Here is a 17,315-nt window from a genome sequence, read left to right on the forward strand (position 1 = left end):
GGCGGATGTCGGGCAGCGGCTGCCCGGTGCCGCGGTAGATCCACCAACTGCGGCTGACCGGACCGCCGTTGCGGCTGCCGTCCACCGGATGCTGGGCGCGGCTCATGAGGTCCCCTCGTCGTTGTGTCCGCCGCGCACGCTCCCGGGATCCGACGCCGGGTGCTCGGACCAGTCCACCATCCGGTTCGGGTTGTCGAGGAGCACCGCGAGGTGACGTCCTGAGTGCGCATCGCGTTGCGCCGCGGCGGCGGTGGCCGCTTCGGTCCGCAACTGCCGGACGCGCTCAGGCAGTTCGGCGGCCGTTCCCTTCAGCAGCTTGTCGACCCGTTTCCTGAAGTCCCCCGCGGGTGTGAGCCGACGGTCCCAGACGGCCAGCGGCACACCGGCCCGCAGCGCGGCTTCGAGCGTTTCCTGGCGGCCCTCGGGTCCGGTCAGCGGAGGCGCGTTGAGCGCGACCGACACCAGCCGCTCGTCGGCGGCGAGGGTGCTGTTCCACCGCACGGGGTCGTGGCCGCGCTCGCCCGTCGTGTCCCAGTGGCACAGGATCCGGGGGCCGGCCGTCATCTGCTGCCAGCGGTTGCGCCAGCGCCGGTGGTACCGCCGGGCCCGCATCCGCTCCAGGCTGCGCAGCGCCACCGGGAAGTCCAGGCACAGCGCGGTGGCGGAGGACGAGTGCGAGGCCATCGGCAGCCATTCCACGGGGTGGTTCAGCAGTTGCAGCGGCAGCACGAACTCGAGTACCGGCCTGCCGGGGTGCTCGCCCCAGTCCTCCTCGACGCTCTCGACCAACTGCTCCACCGCGGCCTCGACTTCGCCCAAGGCCACGATCCGGTCCTCTCCTCGCTCCGGCCGCCACGAGCCCGGACGCCGCTGCCGCCAGTGGGACAGCAGATACTCGTCCGGGCTCATCCCGTGCTTGCTCAACTGGACAACGAGACAGGCGGGAGCCGGTTCCGCCGCCGCGCCCCGAGTGATCTGCGAGCGGAGGGTCTCGAGAGGTTCCACCAGGCCAAGTCGCGTGCCCTGCTCGTCGTTCCAGCTGCGCAGGCCGTCGACGACCTGCCGGTCGACGCCGGACGCCGCGCCCGCCGCGATCGCGTGCTCCACAAGGACCAGCACGGGAAGCAGGCCGTCGGGGCGGGCGTTGGCGTCGGCCAGGAAGTCGAAGGCCTCCTGGAGGGTGGAGACCGGGCGGGCCGGGAGCGGCAGGTCACCGGCCGCCGCGTACAGCAGGCCCTGTGCGTCGGGATGCGGGAAGCGGCCCAGCAGCGAGCGGGCTCTGCGGAATTCGGCCTCTGGCAGGACCGCCAGAACCGGCGAGGCGGAGACGAGCTCGACGATCCTCAGGACCGGAATCGAGCCGGGGTCGTACTCCTGGAGGGTGTCCACCAGTACGGAAAGTCCGGAGGGCTTCCGCCAGCAGGCTTGGAAGATCTCCAGTATGTCGTGCCGCTTCCGGCTGTGTCGCCGGACGTTGGCCAACTCGGGTAACCGGCCCGCCAGCATGTCGATCAAGAGATCGCGCCCTCCCGGTGCATCGAGTCCCGACACCGCGCACATCTGCTCTATCAGCTCATGCTCGAATCCCGCCGCATGGCCGCCGTTTCTCCCACTCAACAAGCTTCCCCCCGTCACGGCTCCGGCGCCCCTCAACTCCCTCCCGTTACAGGGCAGTCCGGGTGCCGCAGCCCTGTGTCCAGGGTATGGCCCAGGCCTTACACGTGGCCACCCCGGAGCGGCAATCACCGGCATCCGCCAGGCGGTCACACGGGCGTGCACCAAGGGCGCGGCCAGCACGCTCCCGTCGACGGTCAGCAGGGCCGATCCGGCCGTGCCGTCCCGCTTTGGGAGGTCCGCGCAGAGGCCGTGTCCCTCGGTTCCGAATCCTCCAGGGCGGCCGGGAACTCCTCGAGGCCTGCCGGGTCCCGGCCGGCACCGTAGGACTGCCGCTTCGCGGTCGGGCGGGGGCACCGCCTAAGGTCGTCCGGTGACGAACAGCAGCGCGACGCGTTCCCACGACCTCGACGGCATACGTCCGGCGCCGGTGTCCCCCGGGTGGCCGGGCAGGCTGCGCCGGTCCGGTTACGCCGGGGCCCCGCCGCACACCGGCGTCCGGGAACGCCTGGTCCCGCCCTTCCCCGAGCCCGCCACCCGCCTCTGGCGACTGCTGGGCCTCGGCCCGGCCCGGGCACAGCGCCTCGCGAAGGCGACGGAGTGGCTGGGCCCGCTGCTCGTCACCGCGCTGGCCGGTGCGCTCCGCTTCTGGCGCCTCGGCCGGCCGCGCGACCTCATCTTCGACGAGACGTACTACGCCAAGGACGCCTGGGCGCTGCTGCACCTCGGGTACGAGGGCACCTGGCCGGACCGCAAGATCGCCGACCCGGAGATCCTGGCGCACCCCCAGGTGATCCCGCTCTCCGACACCGGCTCCTTCGTCGCGCACCCGCCGACGGGCAAGTGGGTGATCTCCGCCGGCGAGTGGCTGTTCGGCCTCGACCCCGTCGGCTGGCGCTTCATGACGGCGTTGCTGGGCACCCTGTCGGTGTTCATGCTGTGCCGCATCGGCCGCCGCCTGTTCCGTTCGACGTTCCTGGGGTGTCTGGCCGGGGCGCTGATGGCGGTGGACGGCCTGCACCTGGTGATGAGCCGCACCGCGCTGCTCGACCTCGTCGTCATGTTCTTCGTGCTGGCGGCGTTCGGCTGCCTGCTGATCGACCGGGACCGGTCCCGGGCCCGGCTCGCGGCGGCCCTGCCGACCGACTCGGAGGGCCGGGTGCGGCCGGACGCCGACACCGGTGACCGGGCCGGAACGGGCCCGCGGCCCTGGCGCCTCGCGGCCGGCGTCCTCCTCGGCCTGGCCGCCTCGACCAAGTGGAACGGCCTGTACGTGCTGGTCTTCTTCGTGGTCCTGACGCTGCTGTGGGACGTCGGCGCCCGCCGCGTCGCCGGGGCCCGCCATCCGTACCGGGCGGTGCTGCGCCGGGATCTCGCCGGGTCGGTCCTCGCCCTCGTGCCGACCGCCGTGGCGACCTACCTGGTGACCTGGACCGGCTGGTTCCTGTCCGACGACGGCTGGGGCCGGCACTGGGCGGACGGCCGCGGCGGCACCTGGTCGTGGATACCGGCCCCGCTGCGCAGCTTCTGGCACTACGAGTACCTGGTGTACCAGTTCAACGTGGGCCTGCACACGCCGCACAAGTACCAGTCGAACCCCTGGAGCTGGCTGGTCCTCGGCCGTCCCGTGCTGTTCGCCTACGATTCCCCGGAGCCCGGCCAGGACGGCTGCTCCACGGCGTCCGCCTGCACCCGCACGGTCCTCGCCCTGGGCACACCGCTGCTGTGGTGGTCGGCCTGCCTCGCCCTCGGCTACCTCCTCTACCGCTGGGCCCTGCGCCGCGACTGGCGGGCCGGCGCGATCCTCTGCGCGGTGGCGGCCGGTTACCTGCCCTGGTTCCTCTACCAGGACCGCACGGTCTTCTCCTTCTACGCCGTGGTCTTCGTGCCCTACCTGTGCCTGGCCGTCGCGATGATGCTGGGTGCCGTGCTGGGCCCGACGGGCGCGGACCGCCGGCGCCGCACCCGGGGCGCGGTGGCCGCGGGCGTGCTGGTGCTCCTCATCGCCTGGAACTTCGTCTACTTCTACCCGATCTACACCGGGCAGACGATTCCCTACAGCGGCTGGCAGTCCAGGATGTGGCTCGACACCTGGATCTGAGTTCCGGCGCGGTACGGCGCCCGGCTCAGCGCAGTGCGGCGGCCTCGCCCGTGCGGACGGCGCGCAGGACGCGGTCGACGGTCTCCCGCTGCTCGCCCACGGGTGCCGTGTAGCCGATGACATCGCGCACGGCGTCGTCGCCGAGCGTCCGGGAGATCACCCAGGCGCCGAGGTACTGCGAGGCCATGCAGCCGCCGGCCGTGGCGATGTTCCCCTCGCTGTGGAACGGCGCGTCCAGCACGGTGACACCGCGGGCCTCGACGAAGGGCCGGCTGACCGGGTCCGTGCACGCGGGCCGGCCGTCCAGCAGGCCGAGCCGGGCCAGCACGAGGGCACCGGAGCACTGCGAGCCGATCAGCTGGCGCCCGGGGTCGAGCGGCAGCCGGGAGACCAGGTGGTCGTCGGCGACGACGTCCCGGGTCCGCACCCCGCTGCCGATCAGCACGGCGCCGGCCTCGGCCACGAACTCCAGCGGCCGCTGCCCGGTCACCTCGACGCCGTTCATGGACGTGACGACCGGCGTGGGCGTCGTGATGAACGCCTCAAGGCCGTCCTTGCGGCACCGGTTGACCAGCGCGGCGGCGATGAAGGAGTCGAGCTCGTTGAACCCGTCGAAGGTGACCACGGCTACCTGCATCGCAACTCCCCGGTCGGGCGGTGGACGTCCACTCTACGGTCACCGCACGGTGCGACGGCCGGCGCCTCAGCGGTGTGCCGTGGCCGTGGGGCTGGGCACCGGGCCCTCCGCGCGTACCGAGCCGTGGCCGTGGCGGGGGTGGGGGGTGGGGCTGGGGCTGGGCCTGCCCGCCGCCTCGGTCGTCGTCTTCTTGGCGTGGTGCCGGGGCACGACGTCCTGGGGGAAGGTCAGCTGGTCGTTCATCCACTTCAGGGCGGCGGGCATCTCCCGTACCCAGGTGGGGAAGTTGTGGCTGCCGTTCTCGGGGAGGATGGAGACGACCCGCATGGGCGCCCTGACGGCCTTGATGAAGGCCTCGGTCTCCGCATACCCCTTCTCACCGTGCTTGCTGTTGGCGACCAGCACCGAGACCTGGGGCACGGGCAGGTGCTTCAGCCGCCACATCAGGTCGTGAGCGTCGATCCGGGCCTGGCGGCCGGGACCGCTGCCGAAGAGGTTGCCGGTGGTGGGGTCGTCCTTGACCCGGTAGTCGGGCGACAGGGCGGCGGCCGTGGTGTAGACGCCGGGGTCGCGCATCGTGAGCTGGAGGGCGCAGCTGCCGCCCGAGGAGTACCCCATGACGCCCCAGGAGTTCGCGTCGTGGCCGGCCCGGTAGACGGACTTGATCGCCTCCGGGAGGTCCTTGGCCAGGAACGTCTCGGTCTGCGGTCCGCCGGGGACGTCCACGCACTCGGTGTCGCGCGGCGGGGCGATGGTGGGCCGGATCATCACCATGATCGTCGGCTGCATCTGGCCCTTGCTCTGGAGCTCGCCGGCGGTCTGCGAGACCCGCAGGTGCTGGGCGAGGTTGAAGATGCTGCCCGGGTAGCCGCTGAGCGCGACGATCACCGGGAAGCGCATGCGGTGGTACGCCTTCTGGAAGTACTGCGGCGGCAGATAGACGAAGGCCGGGTCGACCACGCCGGTGCGCCGGCCGATGATCTTCACCGACTCCACCCGGCCGACGGCCGCGGCGGGCCCGCTCGGCAGCCCGCTGACCCGGCTCAACTGCTGGTCACCCGCGGGCTGCACGAGCGACGCCCCGCGGACGCTGCTTATGCCGTTCACCGAGCCGCCGCCGTTCCCGCCGGCCGCCTGCGTCACACCGACCGGAGCGGTGTCGACGTTGCCGAACAGCTCGTTCCAGGAGCCGAAGAACTGGTACGACGAGTTCACCGCGCACGCGAACGCCGCGACGATCGTCACCTGTGTCACCACGATGGCCCCGAGCCGCCCCAGCACGTGCAACGGTCCCGGCTTGGCGAACCGCGGCCACAGCCAGACCAGCAGCGCCACACACAGGGCGGCCAGCGCCGCCAGCGCGTATACGGTCGTTCGACTGGTCAAACCCATGTCACTCAGTCCCTGTTTTCCCTGCCCGTGCCTCGTTGCTTCCGCACAGGAGGAGGGCGGAAGAGCCTTCCGCGTTCCGTAACGAGGGATTCAGGAGGAAGACATGACCTGTTACGCCATGTCGGGCTGGGGGCCGCCGTCGAGAGGTGACGGACGTCATTGACACACCGGATCACCGGAGGTTGTCATGAACACATGCAACTGACCGGGCGCCGAGCGCTTCTCGACGCCGCCCGGGTCCAGGCGGCGGCCCGCCCCGGACTGCTCCTCCACGGTCCCGCCGGCATCGGCAAGTCCACGCTCGTGACAGCCCTCGCGGCGGACCCGGGCGCCGGCACCGTACTGCACTGCTCGCCCGCCGAGGAGGACGCCCGGCTGCCCTTCGCGGGGCTCGTCGACCTGTTCGCACGGGTCCCGGAGAACTGCCTGGAGACCCTGCCGCCGCAGCCCCGGGCGGCACTGCGGACAGCCCTGTTGCGCGGCGGCGGACCGGCGGACGGCCGCGGCCTGCTCGCCGTACGCGTCGCCGTCCTCGACGCGCTGCGCGCCCTGGCCGCCGGCGGTCCCGTCCTGCTGGTCGTCGACGGCCTGCAGTGGCTCGACGAACCGACCGCCGAGGTCCTCGCCTTCGCCGTACGCAGGCTCGACGGCCCCGGCATACGGATGCTCGCCGCCGAGCGGGTGGCGGACGGCGGCCAGCCCGAGCGGCTGCGCTGCTGCCCGCCGGGCACCGTCGAACTCCCCGTGCCGCCCCTGACGGACGGCGAGACGGCCCACCTGGTCCGCGCCGACCTCGGCGCCGACCTGCCCCCGGCCGTGCTGCGGGCGATCCAGCGGACCGCCGCCGGAAATCCGTACTACGCAAGGGAGTTGGGCCGCGCCGCACTGCGCGCCCCGGTGCCCGCCGGGTCCGGCACGCTGCCGCCGGTGCCCCCGGGACTGCGCACCCTCCTGCTGGAGCAGGCCCGTTCACTGCCGGAGCCGGTGCGGCGCACCCTCCTCGTGGCGAGCGCCGCCGACCGGCCCAGCCTCACCCTGCTGCGCGCCGCCGGGCTCCCGGACCCGGCCGCGGCCCTCGCGGAGGCGGAACGGCTCGGCATCGCGGCGGCCGACGCCGACGGGGTCGTACGCTTCCGGCACCCCGTGCTCCGGGCCGCCGTGCACGCCGACGCCTCCGAGCACGGCCGGCGGCAGGCGCACGCGCTGCTGGCCCGCGCGGTGACCGAACCCGTGGAGCGGGCCCGTCATCTCGCGCTCTCCCACCCGTACGAGGACGAGGCCACGGCCCGCACCCTGATGTCGGCGGCCGGGTCCGCGCGCCTCGACGGCGACCCCGGCACCGCCTTCGAACTGGCCGTGCTCGCCGCCCGCCGCACCCCGGCAGGCCATCCGGGGGACCGCGCCGAACGGCTTCTGGCCGCCGCCGAGTACGCCTGCGACGCCGGACGCACCGAGGAGGCGGGCGAGGCCGCCGGGGCCGTGCTCGCCCGGTCGGGCTCGGCGGCGCAGCGGGTGCGGGCCCGCCTGGTCCTGCTGCGCGGCGCCGGACAGGCGCTGGAAGGCGCCGAGGACCTGATCGCGGACGGTCTGCGGGACGCGGACGGCGATCCGCGCTCCGAGGCCCGGCTGCACCACTGGGCCGCCGTACGGGGCCTGCTGTGCGGGGAGTTGACCGAGGCGGCCGGGCACGCCCGGCGGGCCGCACGGCAGGCGGGCGCGGCCGGCGACACCGGGACCAGGATCGACGCGCTCGCCACCCTGGCCCGGGTGCGGTCCCTGGCCGGGGACCCGGTCGCCGCCGACGCCGCACTGGCGGAGGCACTGACCCTGGCAGCGCCCCATAGGGGCGCGAGGAACTGCGCGACCAGCCACAACGGCGCCGCACTCGACACACGGCATCTCGCGGCACCCCCAGATATCGCGGCACCCCCAGCGGAGCGCCCCGGCGGCCCGGAGAGCCGGCGGCTGATCCGGATGCGGGCGATCCTCGCCCTGGACTCCGACCGGGTGACCGAGGCCCGCGACCAGGTCGTCCCGCTGCTCGCGGCGACCGGTGAGCCCGCGGGGGCCGAGGAGACCGTCGCGACCCTGGTGGCGCTGACCCGCATCCAGGTACGCGCCGGGCACTGCCGGGAGGCGCTGCGCACCGCGGCCCGTTGCTCCCGCGCCCTGGCCCAGGCGGCTCCGGCCCTGTACGCGGCGGCACTCGCCGCGACCGCCGGCGCCACCGCCGACGAGGCCCGGCGGCTGGCCGCACAGGCGGTCCGCGCCTCGGAGGCGGACGGCGACCGGCTGTTCCTGCTGCGCGCGCTCGCGGTCCTCGGGCAGGCCGAACTGCTCGGCGGCGATCCGCGCGGGGCGGCCGCCGCCGTCGAGGCGCTGCAACGCGTCAGGGAACTCGGCGAGGCCATGTGCGCCGCCGACCCGCCGCTGCTGCACTGGTACGGCGACCTGGCCGAGGCCCTGGTCGCGCTGGGCGAGACGGACGCGGCCGGGGCGGTGCTCCGCGACGCCCGGGCGCGCGTGCCGCACGGCGCGCCCGGCAGCGTACTGGCGGCGCTGGAACGGGCCGAGGGGCTGTGCGAGGCGGGCCTCGGCCGGGCGCGGGAAGGAGCGGTACGGCTGCGCACCGCCGTCGAGCGGCTGCGCCGGCTGCCGCTCCCCGTCGACCTCGTACGGACCCTGATCGCACTCGGCGCGGTCGAGCGCCGCGCCCGCCGCCGGAACGCCGCCCGGGAGGCGCTCGCCGAGGCCCTGGAGACGGCGACCCGGATCGGCGCGGCCCCGCTCGCGGCCCGGGCCAGGGACGAACTGGCCCGGCTGGCGGCCGGGGAGCGCGGCGGCGAGACGGGCCCGGGCGGACCCGAACTCACGCCCACGGAGGCGCGGATCGCCGAGCTGGTCGGCGGCGGGGCGACCAACAGGGAGGTCGCCGCGGAGCTGTTCATCAGCGTCAAGACGGTGGAGGGGGCGCTGTCCCGGGTCTACCGCAAGTTCGGCGTCCGCTCGCGCACCGCGCTCGCGCACGCGATGGCGGTCGCCGTCATCGCCGCCGGCGCGGCGGTGGTGGACACCGGCGACGACGACCGGCCCGGGCCCGCCGCCCAGACGGTGGCGGTGAGTCAGGCGGCGCGTGCCCGTCTCCCCCGCCCGCTCGACACACGCCGTTGACGTGACATCCGCAGTTAACACGTAACGCAAGGGTTCCCCCGCTTACGGGGGTGGGGCCGGAGTTCCTACGGTGATCACGTTCCGTTTCCGGGACGGCTCAACTCCCCACCCCCCACTCTCCACTCCTCGGAGGACCCCAGTGAAGTCACGCCTGAAGCTGCTCGGCCTGGTCGCCGCGCCGGCCCTGGTCACGGCGGTCGTCCCCGCCGCCTTCGCGGCCGACGCCCCGCAGACCGCCCGGGCCGCCGTCGCCGGCGACGTCCTGCCCGGCCTGAAGCACGACGCCGCCCGCACCGGCAAGGTGGCGTCCGGCAAGCGGATATCCGTGGCGATCAGCCTGGCTCCCCGGGGCGGTACGGCGCTCGACACCTTCGTGGCGAAGGTCAGCGACCCCCACTCGGCCTCCTACGGGCACTACCTGACGAAGAGCCAGTTCGCGGCCCGCTTCGGCCGGACCGACGCCGAGGTCAAGAAGCTGAAGGACTACCTGCGTTCGCAGGGCGTCACCGTCGGCAAGGTGCACTCCGGCAACCTGCTGGTCGACGCCAGCGGCACCGCCGCCCAGCTCCAGAAGGCCTTCGGCACCCAGCTGTCGACCTGGAAGGACGCCGCCTCGGGCCGCTCCTTCTACGCCAACGACAGCGCGCCGACGCTCCCGTCCTCCCTCGCCTCCATCGTCAGCGACGTGGCGGGCCTCAACAACCGCGTCCAGCTGCACCACCAGGCGACCCCGCACACCGTCTCCCCGCACGACGGCCCCGGCGGCGGCTACACCCCGGCCCAGCTCAAGGGCGGCTACAGCGTCTCCAGCACGTACACCGGCAGCGGCCAGAAGATCGCGCTCCTCGAGTTCGACGGCTTCCAGCAGTCCAACATCACCAAGTACGACACCAACTACAGCCTGGGTTCGCCCACCCCGACCGTGTCCAAGGTGGACGGCGGCTCCGGCTCGCTCGGTGACGGCCAGGTCGAGGTCGAGCTGGACATCGAGGTCCTGCACGCGATCGCCCCGAAGGCGAACGTGACGGTCTTCGAGGGCCCCAACTCCGACGCCGGCGAGGTCGACACGTACCAGGCCATCGTCGACAGCGGCATCCCGACCACCTCGATCAGCTGGGGCGCCGCGGAGTCGGCCCGCACCACCTCCAACATCAACGCCGTGGACGCGGTCTTCAAGACGGGCGCCGCCGAGGGCCTCGGCTTCTACGCGGCCTCCGGTGACGACGGCTCCGACGACGCGGGCGACGGCGGCACCTCCGTCGACTACCCGGCCAGCGACCCGTACGTCACGGGCGTCGGCGGCACCAAGCTGACCGTCACCTCGGCCAACGCCTTCAGCAAGGAGGTGGCCTGGTCCGGCGGCGGTGGCGGCAAGTCCACCGTCTTCAAGATCCCGAGCTGGCAGACGGCCGTCCAGAAGAGCGCGGGCGGCGGCTACCGCCAGGTCCCGGACGTCTCGGCGCACGCCAACCCGAGCCCCGGTGTCTCCATCTACTCGCAGGGCTCCTGGTCCTCGGTCGGCGGCACCAGCGCGGCGGCCCCCGAGTGGGCGGCGTTCGCGGCCCTCTACAACCAGCAGGCCGCGGCGAAGGGCAAGGCCAACCTCGGCTTCGCCAACCCCGCCCTCTACGCGGCGAGCGGCACCGGCTTCCACGACATCACCAGCGGCAGCAACGGCGCCTACTCCGCGGCCACCGGCTGGGACTTCACCACCGGCTGGGGCTCCTACAACGCCACGACCCTGGCGACGAAGCTCCTCGGCTGACCCCGCCCCCTGAACCACCCGCCCCCGCGCGTACCGGGAACCGTCCCGGCCCGCGCGGGGGCGGTCTCGTTCTCACCTGACGTCGTTCTCACCTGACCTCGTTCTCACCTGACCTCGTTCTCACCTGACGTCGCTCTCACCTGACGTCGACGAAGTCGCCGGCCGCCGTGGCCGGGCCGGTGGTGGCGGTGCCGGCGAAGACGAAGCGGAAGTAGCCGTCGGCCTTGGCCTTGGTGGTGGTCCGCAGCGTGCCGCTGTCGCCGCTGGTGACGGTCTTCAGGGTGGTGTAGGTGCTGCTGCCCTTCTTGCGGAACTGCAGCCTGACCGCCTGTCCCTGGTAGCCGGTGTAGCTGCCGCTCGACCAGTTGGCGCGGGTCAGCCTGCCGGTGACCGTGACGGTCCTGCCCTTCTTCACCGGCTCCGGCGAGGCGTTCACCGTGACCTTGGCCAGCCGCTTGACCGAGGCGGTGCCCGCGACGTCGATCTCCGTCCAGTCGTCGGTGCGGTCCTGGGCCCCGGCGAGCACGTTCCAGGTACCGGCGAGGCCGTTGTGGTCGAGGTCCCGGGCGGCGTCGACGGCGATGCTCACCTTGCAGTCGGCGGTGGTGGGGTTGGCGATGGCCGGCACCTCGCACGTACCCGCCGGGTACGCCCCCAGGGTGCCGTCCTCGTCGTCGGTGTTCGGGCCGTGCCACAGGTAGGCCCAGGACGCGACGACGCCGTCCGGGTCCGTGGCCGTCCAGGTGATCGTGACGGTCTTCTTCGTGGTCAGGCCGAGCACGATGTCCTTGCCGCCGTTGACGACGACGTGCGAGAACACCGTGTCGGCGGCCGCGGCCCGGTCCGCCGCCTGGGCGGCTGTCGGAAGCACCGACGCGGACAGGGCGGAAAGGCCGGTGGCAAGGGATACGGCGGCGACGGCCGGGCGGATGCGCATGGAGTCCCCTTTCGGGATCGACGGCCCGCCGCCTCCGTACGGCGAGTCCTGATGCTGCGTCACACCGCCTAGACATGTGGGGGACCGTCACGGTTGCCCCATTGTTCCGACTGTATTCACCGGGACCGGCCGGGTCCCGCCGCTCAGCCCCGGATCAGGATCTGCGCAGCACCCGGTTGGCTCCCGCCACGATCGTGGTCGCGAGGACCCAGCCCACGCTGACCAGGGCGACCACCACCCACTGCATGTCGCCATGGGAGCTGTACGAGCGCTCCTGCCCGAAGTCGACCACCGGCAGCAGCAGGTCGAGGGTGTACACGGCCGGCTGGAAGTCCGGCGGCGTGCCGTCGCCGTAGGGCACCGGCGGCCAGGTCGCGAACAGCACGGTGCCGACGGTGAAGAAGACCGCGAGCAGCAGCACCGCGCGCAGCGGCCGGTACCCGTAGCCGACGGTGAGGTCCTGCAGGAGGCTCCAGATCCGGGCGGGCCAGGCCAGGGTGGCCCGCCTGCGGCGCTGTTTGGCGAGCAGGACGCGGCGTGCGTCGGCGTCGCGGCCGTGGCGCCGGTAGTTGGCGGCCAGTTGCTCGTAGGGCTGCGGTGCGAAGCCGGCCGGGTCGCGGTCGAGCCAGGTCAGCCGCTGCCGGCCGGGCAGCGCGGGCTGGGCGCTGTCGTAGGCGAGGCCCTCCAGGACCAGCGAGCCGGGCCAGCCGGCCGGGTCGTCGCGCAGCACGCCCACCCGTGTGTGGCTGAGGTCGACGATGCCGCGCGGCGCCTCGCGGGGCTTCAGCGTCAGGTCGGCGGCCGCGGACCGCCGGCAGATCAGGGCGCGCTCCCCCGCGGGGACGTCGAGTACGGCGTTCTCGAAACAGAGCTTGGCCCGTACGGTGATGCTGCTGAGGGAGATCCGGCCGTGCGCGGTCAGCCCGTCGCAGCAGTTGAACTCCGCCCCCACCTCTATGCCGTTGGCCCGCAGCGCGGCGGCTCCGGCGCGGCCGGTCAGCTCGGCGCCCTCGAAGAGGGCCGAGCCGCCGACCCGGGCGTCGCAGAGGTCCACCGTGCCCTGCGAGACGAAGCCGGCCCGGCAGTCGAGGTCGCCGCCGACATGCAGGCGGTGGGCCCTGAGCGCGGTGCCGTCCGGATGGTGCAGCCGGGCCCTCCGCAGCACGACGCTGCCCCGCACCGAGGTGTCCCGCATGTCGACGCTCCCCCGCACGGTGAGCCCCGAGCCGGCCTGTATGTCGCCGCCGACCGAGGCGCAGAGCAGCTGCAGAGCGGGGTCACCGCCTGGTGCGTCCGGGCCGGTCAGGGTGGCGTCCTCCAGGTACAGCGAACCGCCTATCGAGGCGCCGTAGAGGTTGATCGCCCCGTCGCTGGAGAACCCCCGGTCGAGGTAGAGGCCGCCGCCCACGGTCAGTTCGGGAGCCTGGAGGCAGGCCCGGTCCCCCTGGAGCCGGGCACCGCGGAAGCCGAGCGTGTCCTGCACCCGGGAGCTCATGAGCCGGATCGGCCCGGTGCACACCAGTCCGGTCGCCGAGAGGTGCTCCTCGACGGCGAGCGACTGCGCGTCGACGGCCACCGTGCCGTCGGGCGCGTGCACCGTCGAGCGGTCGAGCAGCAGATGCGTACCGACGGTCAGGGAGCGGAGGTTCAGGGTGCCGTCGAGGGTGCACCCCACGATCTCGCACTCCTGGCCCACCCGCGCCCCGACCGCGCTCAGCCCCGGCAGGGCACAGTCCTTCAGCTGGAGCACACCGAACTGCCCGCCGTCGAAGCACGGCACCTCGTCGAAGCGACAGGAATCGAGGCGTATCGCGCCCTGGACGGCCGCCTCGGCCAGATCGAGAGCGCCGGTGATCCGGGCACCGCGCAGCCGGAGCCGGGCCAGCCGCCCCCGCACGGGGCGCGGCGCGGCGACGAGCAGCCACCGCAGGGCCTCGGCCCGCACCTCCGGCACGTCCTCGCACCACTCGCCGTGCCGGTACGCCTCCCACAGCCGGCGCTCGTGCACCTCCCAGCCGTCCGGCGGGCCGTCGTCCGACACCCTGCGATCCCCCTTCACACACGTTCCCGCAAGCGGCGGCGAAGCAGGACGTTGCTACCCGACGGATACGGAGATCACGCCTGTGAACCACTTCGACGGTGCGGGCCCTTGGGACTGCCGTGGCCGTCGCGGTCGTCTGCGGGTCCGTGGGGGCTGGTCGCGCAGTTCCCCGCGCCCCTTCCGGGGCGCTGATGTGCCGCGCCCCGCAGGGGCGCGGGGAACTGCGCGCTCAGCCACAGCGACGCCGCAGACGACCACGGCGGCCCCACCGAGCGAGTTACCCCAAGACGGCGGCTCTGTCCGGGCTTTCCATGTTTTGACCCCGGAGGGTCGTTGGTCGCTGTACCTCTGGCAGCACGCGTCGAGGCAAGGGGGGACGCATGCAACGCGCAGGGCGTTGGGCAGTCGCGGTGTGCGTGGGGGCCGGTTCGTTCGTGGTCTGTCTGTGGGCGGCGCGGGCCGCGCCGTTCGGCTTCCTGCCCCGTGCGGAGGCCGACCGGTGGGTGGTGGCCACGGCGTTCGCGACGACGGTGGCCGCGCTGGTCGGGACGGCGGTCGGCTGGTGGGCCGGGACGGGGGCGGGGCCCGAGGAACCCCCGGACGGCCGCCCGCCGGGAGCCGCGGACGGGGCAGGGGCAGGGACGGGTCGGCGGCCTGCGGTGCGGCAGAGCGCCACGGCGTCGGACGACGCCCAGGTCACGCAGGTCGCGGGAGACCGGCGCCCCGGACCCGGCGGCTCCGCGAAACGCCCCGGCAGGCTGGCCCAGCGAGCCAGGGGAACGGGCCGGGCCCGGATCACCCAGGTCGGCGGGAACGACGGGAACGACGGTACGGCAGGTCCCGGGCATGGTGACCGGTAGGAGCAGGGCCGGGCGCGGGCAGGCCGCCGCGGCATCCGGGCACGGCCACGTCATCCAGATCACCGGCACCGGCAACCACGTCTGCGCGTCGGGCGTCGGGGACCCGTCGCCGGTGCTGCAGCTCCCGGCGGAGCCGGTGCATCTGGCCGGCCGGGAGAAGGAGGCCGAGGCCGTACTGGCGCTGCTCGCCCCCGCGTCCCGCGGCCGGCCCGACGCCGTCGTCTCGTTGCTCTCCGGGCTCCCCGGCATCGGCAAGACCGCCCTGGCCCTCCATGTCGCCCACCGGGCCGTGGCCCGGGGCTGGTTTCCCGGCGGCGCGGTCTTCCTGCACCTGCGGGGCTACGACCCGGCCGGGCCGGTCGGCGCGGACGAGGCGGTCGGCGCGCTGGCGCGGGCGCTGTGCGTGGACGACGCGAGGACACCGGACGAGCAGACGGGGCTCTGCCAGGCCGCGCTGAACCGGCTCGCGGACGAGGGCAGGGCGGTCCTGCTGATCGCCGACGACGCGGCCGACGCCGCACAGATCGAACGCCTCGTCCCGGCCCGCTCCGCACACCGGCTGCTGGTGACCTCCCGTCACCTGCTCACCAGCCCCGCCTTCCGGCCCCGGCTGATCGGCCTGGACGAGCTGACGCCGCAGGGCGCCGCCGACCTGGTCGCCGAGGCGCTGCGGCACGCCCGGCCCGACGATCCGCGTCCGGTGCGGGAGGCCGGCGCGCTCGCCGAACTCGCCGGCCTCTGCGGGCACCATCCGCTCGCCCTGCAGATCGCCGCGTGCCTGCTCACCACCGACGCCGGCCGGTCCATCGCCGCGCTCGCCGCCGACCTGGCCGACGCCCGGACCCGCCTCGACGTGCTGTGCTTCGAGGACGGCGGGCACACGACGGCGGTCCAGGCGGCGTTCCACCTCTCGTACCAGCGGTTGCCGCCGCACCACCGCCAGCTGTTCCGGCAACTCGCCCTCAGTCCGGGCCCGGACATCGGCACGGACGCCGCGGCGGCACTCGCGGGAAAACCCCGGGGCCGGACCCGGGACTCGCTGGCCGCGCTCGCCCGGGCCGGACTGCTGGCGGAGCAACCGCAGTCCTCGGGACGCTGGCGGATGCACGACCTGCTCCGTGTCTACGCGGCCGCGCTGGTCGAGAGGGACAGCCCGAAATGGCGGAACGCGGCCTTCACGCGGCTGCTGACGCACTGTGGGCGGCTCGCGCGCGCGGCGGACGCGCATCGGCACGCCCACGACGACGAACCGTTGCCAAGAGACTTCCCGGACCGGGCGCACGCCGTGCACTGGCTGGAGGCGGAACGGGCGAACCTGGTGGCGCTCATCGTCCGGGCCGCGGCCACCGGACATGCGCGCGCGGTGCTGGAACTGGAGGAGCACATACGTCTGTTCCTGCTGGAGCGGGGCCGGCACGCCGCCGACGCCGTGACCGCCGCACAGCTGGCCGTCGCCTGCGCCCGCGCGATCGGCCACACCTGCTGCGAGGCCAACGCCCTGGGGCACCTCAGCCAGGCTCTCGGCGACTGCGGACGGCTCCCCGAGGCGGTGGAGGCCGCCACCGGCAGCCTGGACGTCGCCCGGGCACGCGGCGACCGGGAGCGGCAGATCGCGGCACTGCTCATCCTCGGCAGCGTGCTCCGCCAGGCCGAGCGGTTCGAGGAGGCCGCCAAGGCCCATACGGAGAACCTGGCCCTCTGCCAGGAACTCGGTGACCGGGGCCGGATCGGCACGGCGCTGGTGGGCCTTGCCGACACGCTGTGCGACCGCCACGAGTACGAGCAGGCCGCCGACCTGTTCACCGAGGCCGTACGGCACTTCGCCGCGACCGGCGACTGGCATGCCGAGGGCCTCCACCTCATACGTCTCGGGGAAACGCTGTTCGCGATGAAGAGGACCGACGACGCCGTCGACGCGCACCGCCGTGCCCTCGCCGTCTACCAGGAACGCGGCGACGAACACCACCAGGCCATCGCCATGCAGCACCTGTGGGCGGTGAGCGAGATGAGCCCGGAGGAGGCGGTGGACAACTACGAGAAGGTCGTGGCCATCTGCCACAAGGTGTGCGACCGCCCGCTGGAGGCCCTGGCCCTGAAGGCCCTGGCCGGCAGGCTCCAGCGGCTCGGCCGGTACGACGAGGCCGTCACGGCCCACCGCAGGGCGGCGGCCATCCACGAGGAGCGCGACGAGGAGAGCCTGCTGATCCGCGTGCTGCACGACCTGGGCACCGCCCTGTGCGCGGCCGGCCGTCTCACCGAGGCCGTCGAGGTGCACGAACAGGAGATCGCACTGTTCCGGACCCGCGGTGACCGGCACAAGGAGGCCGAGGCGCTGGAACGCCTCGCCACGGCGCTGCGGCGCGGGCGCCGGCGATCGCAGGCGGCGGAAGCCTCCGCGGCGGCGATCGGCCGCTACCGCGAACTGGAGGACACGTGGTGCGAGCGGAGGACGCTGGGCGACCTGGGCCTGCCGGTCCGGGACACGCCACGGGCCGACCGGGTCATGGCCGGGTACCACTGGGTCCTGGCCAGCCTGCCGGAGAACGACGCGCCCGGCCGGGAGGGCAGGATCCTGTTCGCCCTCGCCTTCGCGCAACGGCGGGCGAGGCATATCACCGGCATGTTCTGGTCGTTGACGAGCCTGGCCAGGATCGCGCGCCGGGACGACCGGGCCGCGGAGCAGTTCGCCGTGGACTCCCGCCATCTGGCGAAGGCCTGGCTCCGCCTCGTCCGCCCCGGCGCCGCCCTCGCCGCCCTGCGCAACCGGCACCGCCGGCCGACCGCCTGAGCCCCGCAC

Annotated in this window: 10 protein-coding genes; 5 read left to right on the forward strand and 5 right to left on the reverse strand. The window is 73.9% G+C overall.

Annotated elements, in window-relative coordinates; translation table 11 throughout:
• Window positions 1–102 precede the first annotated feature (102 nt).
• The gene (locus tag KVT45_RS45615; RefSeq protein ID WP_308311063.1) at window positions 103–1,752 is read right to left on the reverse strand and encodes a hypothetical protein; all 1,650 of its coding nucleotides are present in this window, start codon (window positions 1,750–1,752) and stop codon (window positions 103–105) included.
• 292 nt (window positions 1,753–2,044) lie between these two features.
• Here KVT45_RS45615 and KVT45_RS45620 point away from each other — a divergent pair, with 292 nt between their 5' ends.
• The gene (locus KVT45_RS45620) at window positions 2,045–3,715 is read left to right on the forward strand and encodes a phospholipid carrier-dependent glycosyltransferase (RefSeq protein WP_308311064.1); all 1,671 of its coding nucleotides are present in this window, start codon (window positions 2,045–2,047) and stop codon (window positions 3,713–3,715) included.
• 25 nt (window positions 3,716–3,740) lie between these two features.
• Here KVT45_RS45620 and KVT45_RS45625 read toward each other — a convergent pair whose 3' ends face one another.
• Window positions 3,741–4,352, reverse strand: coding sequence for a DJ-1/PfpI family protein (locus KVT45_RS45625; RefSeq protein ID WP_217555732.1), 612 nt, complete (start codon window positions 4,350–4,352; stop codon window positions 3,741–3,743).
• 66 nt (window positions 4,353–4,418) lie between these two features.
• Window positions 4,419–5,744: an esterase family protein gene (locus KVT45_RS45630; RefSeq protein ID WP_217555734.1), complete on the reverse strand. Its 1,326-nt coding sequence runs from the start codon at window positions 5,742–5,744 to the stop codon at window positions 4,419–4,421.
• 195 nt (window positions 5,745–5,939) lie between these two features.
• Between KVT45_RS45630 and KVT45_RS45635 the strand changes: the two genes are divergently transcribed.
• Together KVT45_RS45635 and KVT45_RS45640 are read left to right on the forward strand one after the other, a co-directional pair.
• Entirely contained in the window at window positions 5,940–8,915 is a 2,976-nt protein-coding gene (locus tag KVT45_RS45635) for a LuxR family transcriptional regulator (protein WP_217555736.1), read from the forward strand.
• Window positions 8,916–9,054: 139 nt separating this feature from the next.
• The gene (locus KVT45_RS45640) at window positions 9,055–10,680 is read left to right on the forward strand and encodes a protease pro-enzyme activation domain-containing protein (RefSeq protein ID WP_217555738.1); all 1,626 of its coding nucleotides are present in this window, start codon (window positions 9,055–9,057) and stop codon (window positions 10,678–10,680) included.
• A 136-nt stretch (window positions 10,681–10,816) separates the two neighbouring features.
• Here KVT45_RS45640 and KVT45_RS45645 read toward each other — a convergent pair whose 3' ends face one another.
• Together KVT45_RS45645 and KVT45_RS45650 are read right to left on the reverse strand one after the other, a co-directional pair.
• A complete protein-coding gene (locus tag KVT45_RS45645) occupies window positions 10,817–11,617 on the reverse strand; it encodes a hypothetical protein (RefSeq protein WP_217555740.1) in 801 nt (266 codons plus the stop codon).
• A 154-nt stretch (window positions 11,618–11,771) separates the two neighbouring features.
• Complete coding sequence (locus KVT45_RS45650) at window positions 11,772–13,658, reverse strand: hypothetical protein (protein WP_217555741.1); 1,887 nt, start codon at window positions 13,656–13,658, stop codon at window positions 11,772–11,774.
• A 380-nt stretch (window positions 13,659–14,038) separates the two neighbouring features.
• On the opposite strand from KVT45_RS45650, the gene KVT45_RS45655 reads away from it, so the two are divergent.
• The gene (locus KVT45_RS45655) at window positions 14,039–14,518 is read left to right on the forward strand and encodes a hypothetical protein (protein WP_217555743.1); all 480 of its coding nucleotides are present in this window, start codon (window positions 14,039–14,041) and stop codon (window positions 14,516–14,518) included.
• Window positions 14,505–17,306 (forward strand): tetratricopeptide repeat protein, encoded by a 2,802-nt coding sequence (locus KVT45_RS45660; RefSeq protein WP_217555745.1) that lies wholly within the window; start codon window positions 14,505–14,507, stop codon window positions 17,304–17,306. The genes KVT45_RS45655 and KVT45_RS45660 overlap by 14 nt, the downstream gene beginning before the upstream one ends.
• Window positions 17,307–17,315: the final 9 nt, after the last annotated feature.

The sequence above is a fragment of the Streptomyces sp. GbtcB6 genome (genome assembly GCF_019091475.1).
GTDB classification, from domain to species: domain Bacteria; phylum Actinomycetota; class Actinomycetes; order Streptomycetales; family Streptomycetaceae; genus Streptomyces; species Streptomyces hyaluromycini.

What these genes read in the sequence shown, in the direction of transcription:
- KVT45_RS45615 (WP_308311063.1), bottom strand. Translation starts at nt 1,752, where the DNA reads ATGCCGGTGATTGCCGCTCCGGGGTGGCCACGTGTAAGGCCTGGGCCA.
- KVT45_RS45625 (WP_217555732.1), bottom strand. Translation starts at nt 4,352, where the DNA reads ATGCAGGTAGCCGTGGTCACCTTCGACGGGTTCAACGAGCTCGACTCC.
- KVT45_RS45630 (WP_217555734.1), bottom strand. Translation starts at nt 5,744, where the DNA reads ATGGGTTTGACCAGTCGAACGACCGTATACGCGCTGGCGGCGCTGGCC.
- KVT45_RS45635 (WP_217555736.1), top strand. Translation starts at nt 5,940, where the DNA reads ATGCAACTGACCGGGCGCCGAGCGCTTCTCGACGCCGCCCGGGTCCAG.
- KVT45_RS45645 (WP_217555740.1), bottom strand. Translation starts at nt 11,617, where the DNA reads ATGCGCATCCGCCCGGCCGTCGCCGCCGTATCCCTTGCCACCGGCCTT.
- KVT45_RS45655 (WP_217555743.1), top strand. Translation starts at nt 14,039, where the DNA reads ATGCAACGCGCAGGGCGTTGGGCAGTCGCGGTGTGCGTGGGGGCCGGT.
- KVT45_RS45660 (WP_217555745.1), top strand. Translation starts at nt 14,505, where the DNA reads ATGGTGACCGGTAGGAGCAGGGCCGGGCGCGGGCAGGCCGCCGCGGCA.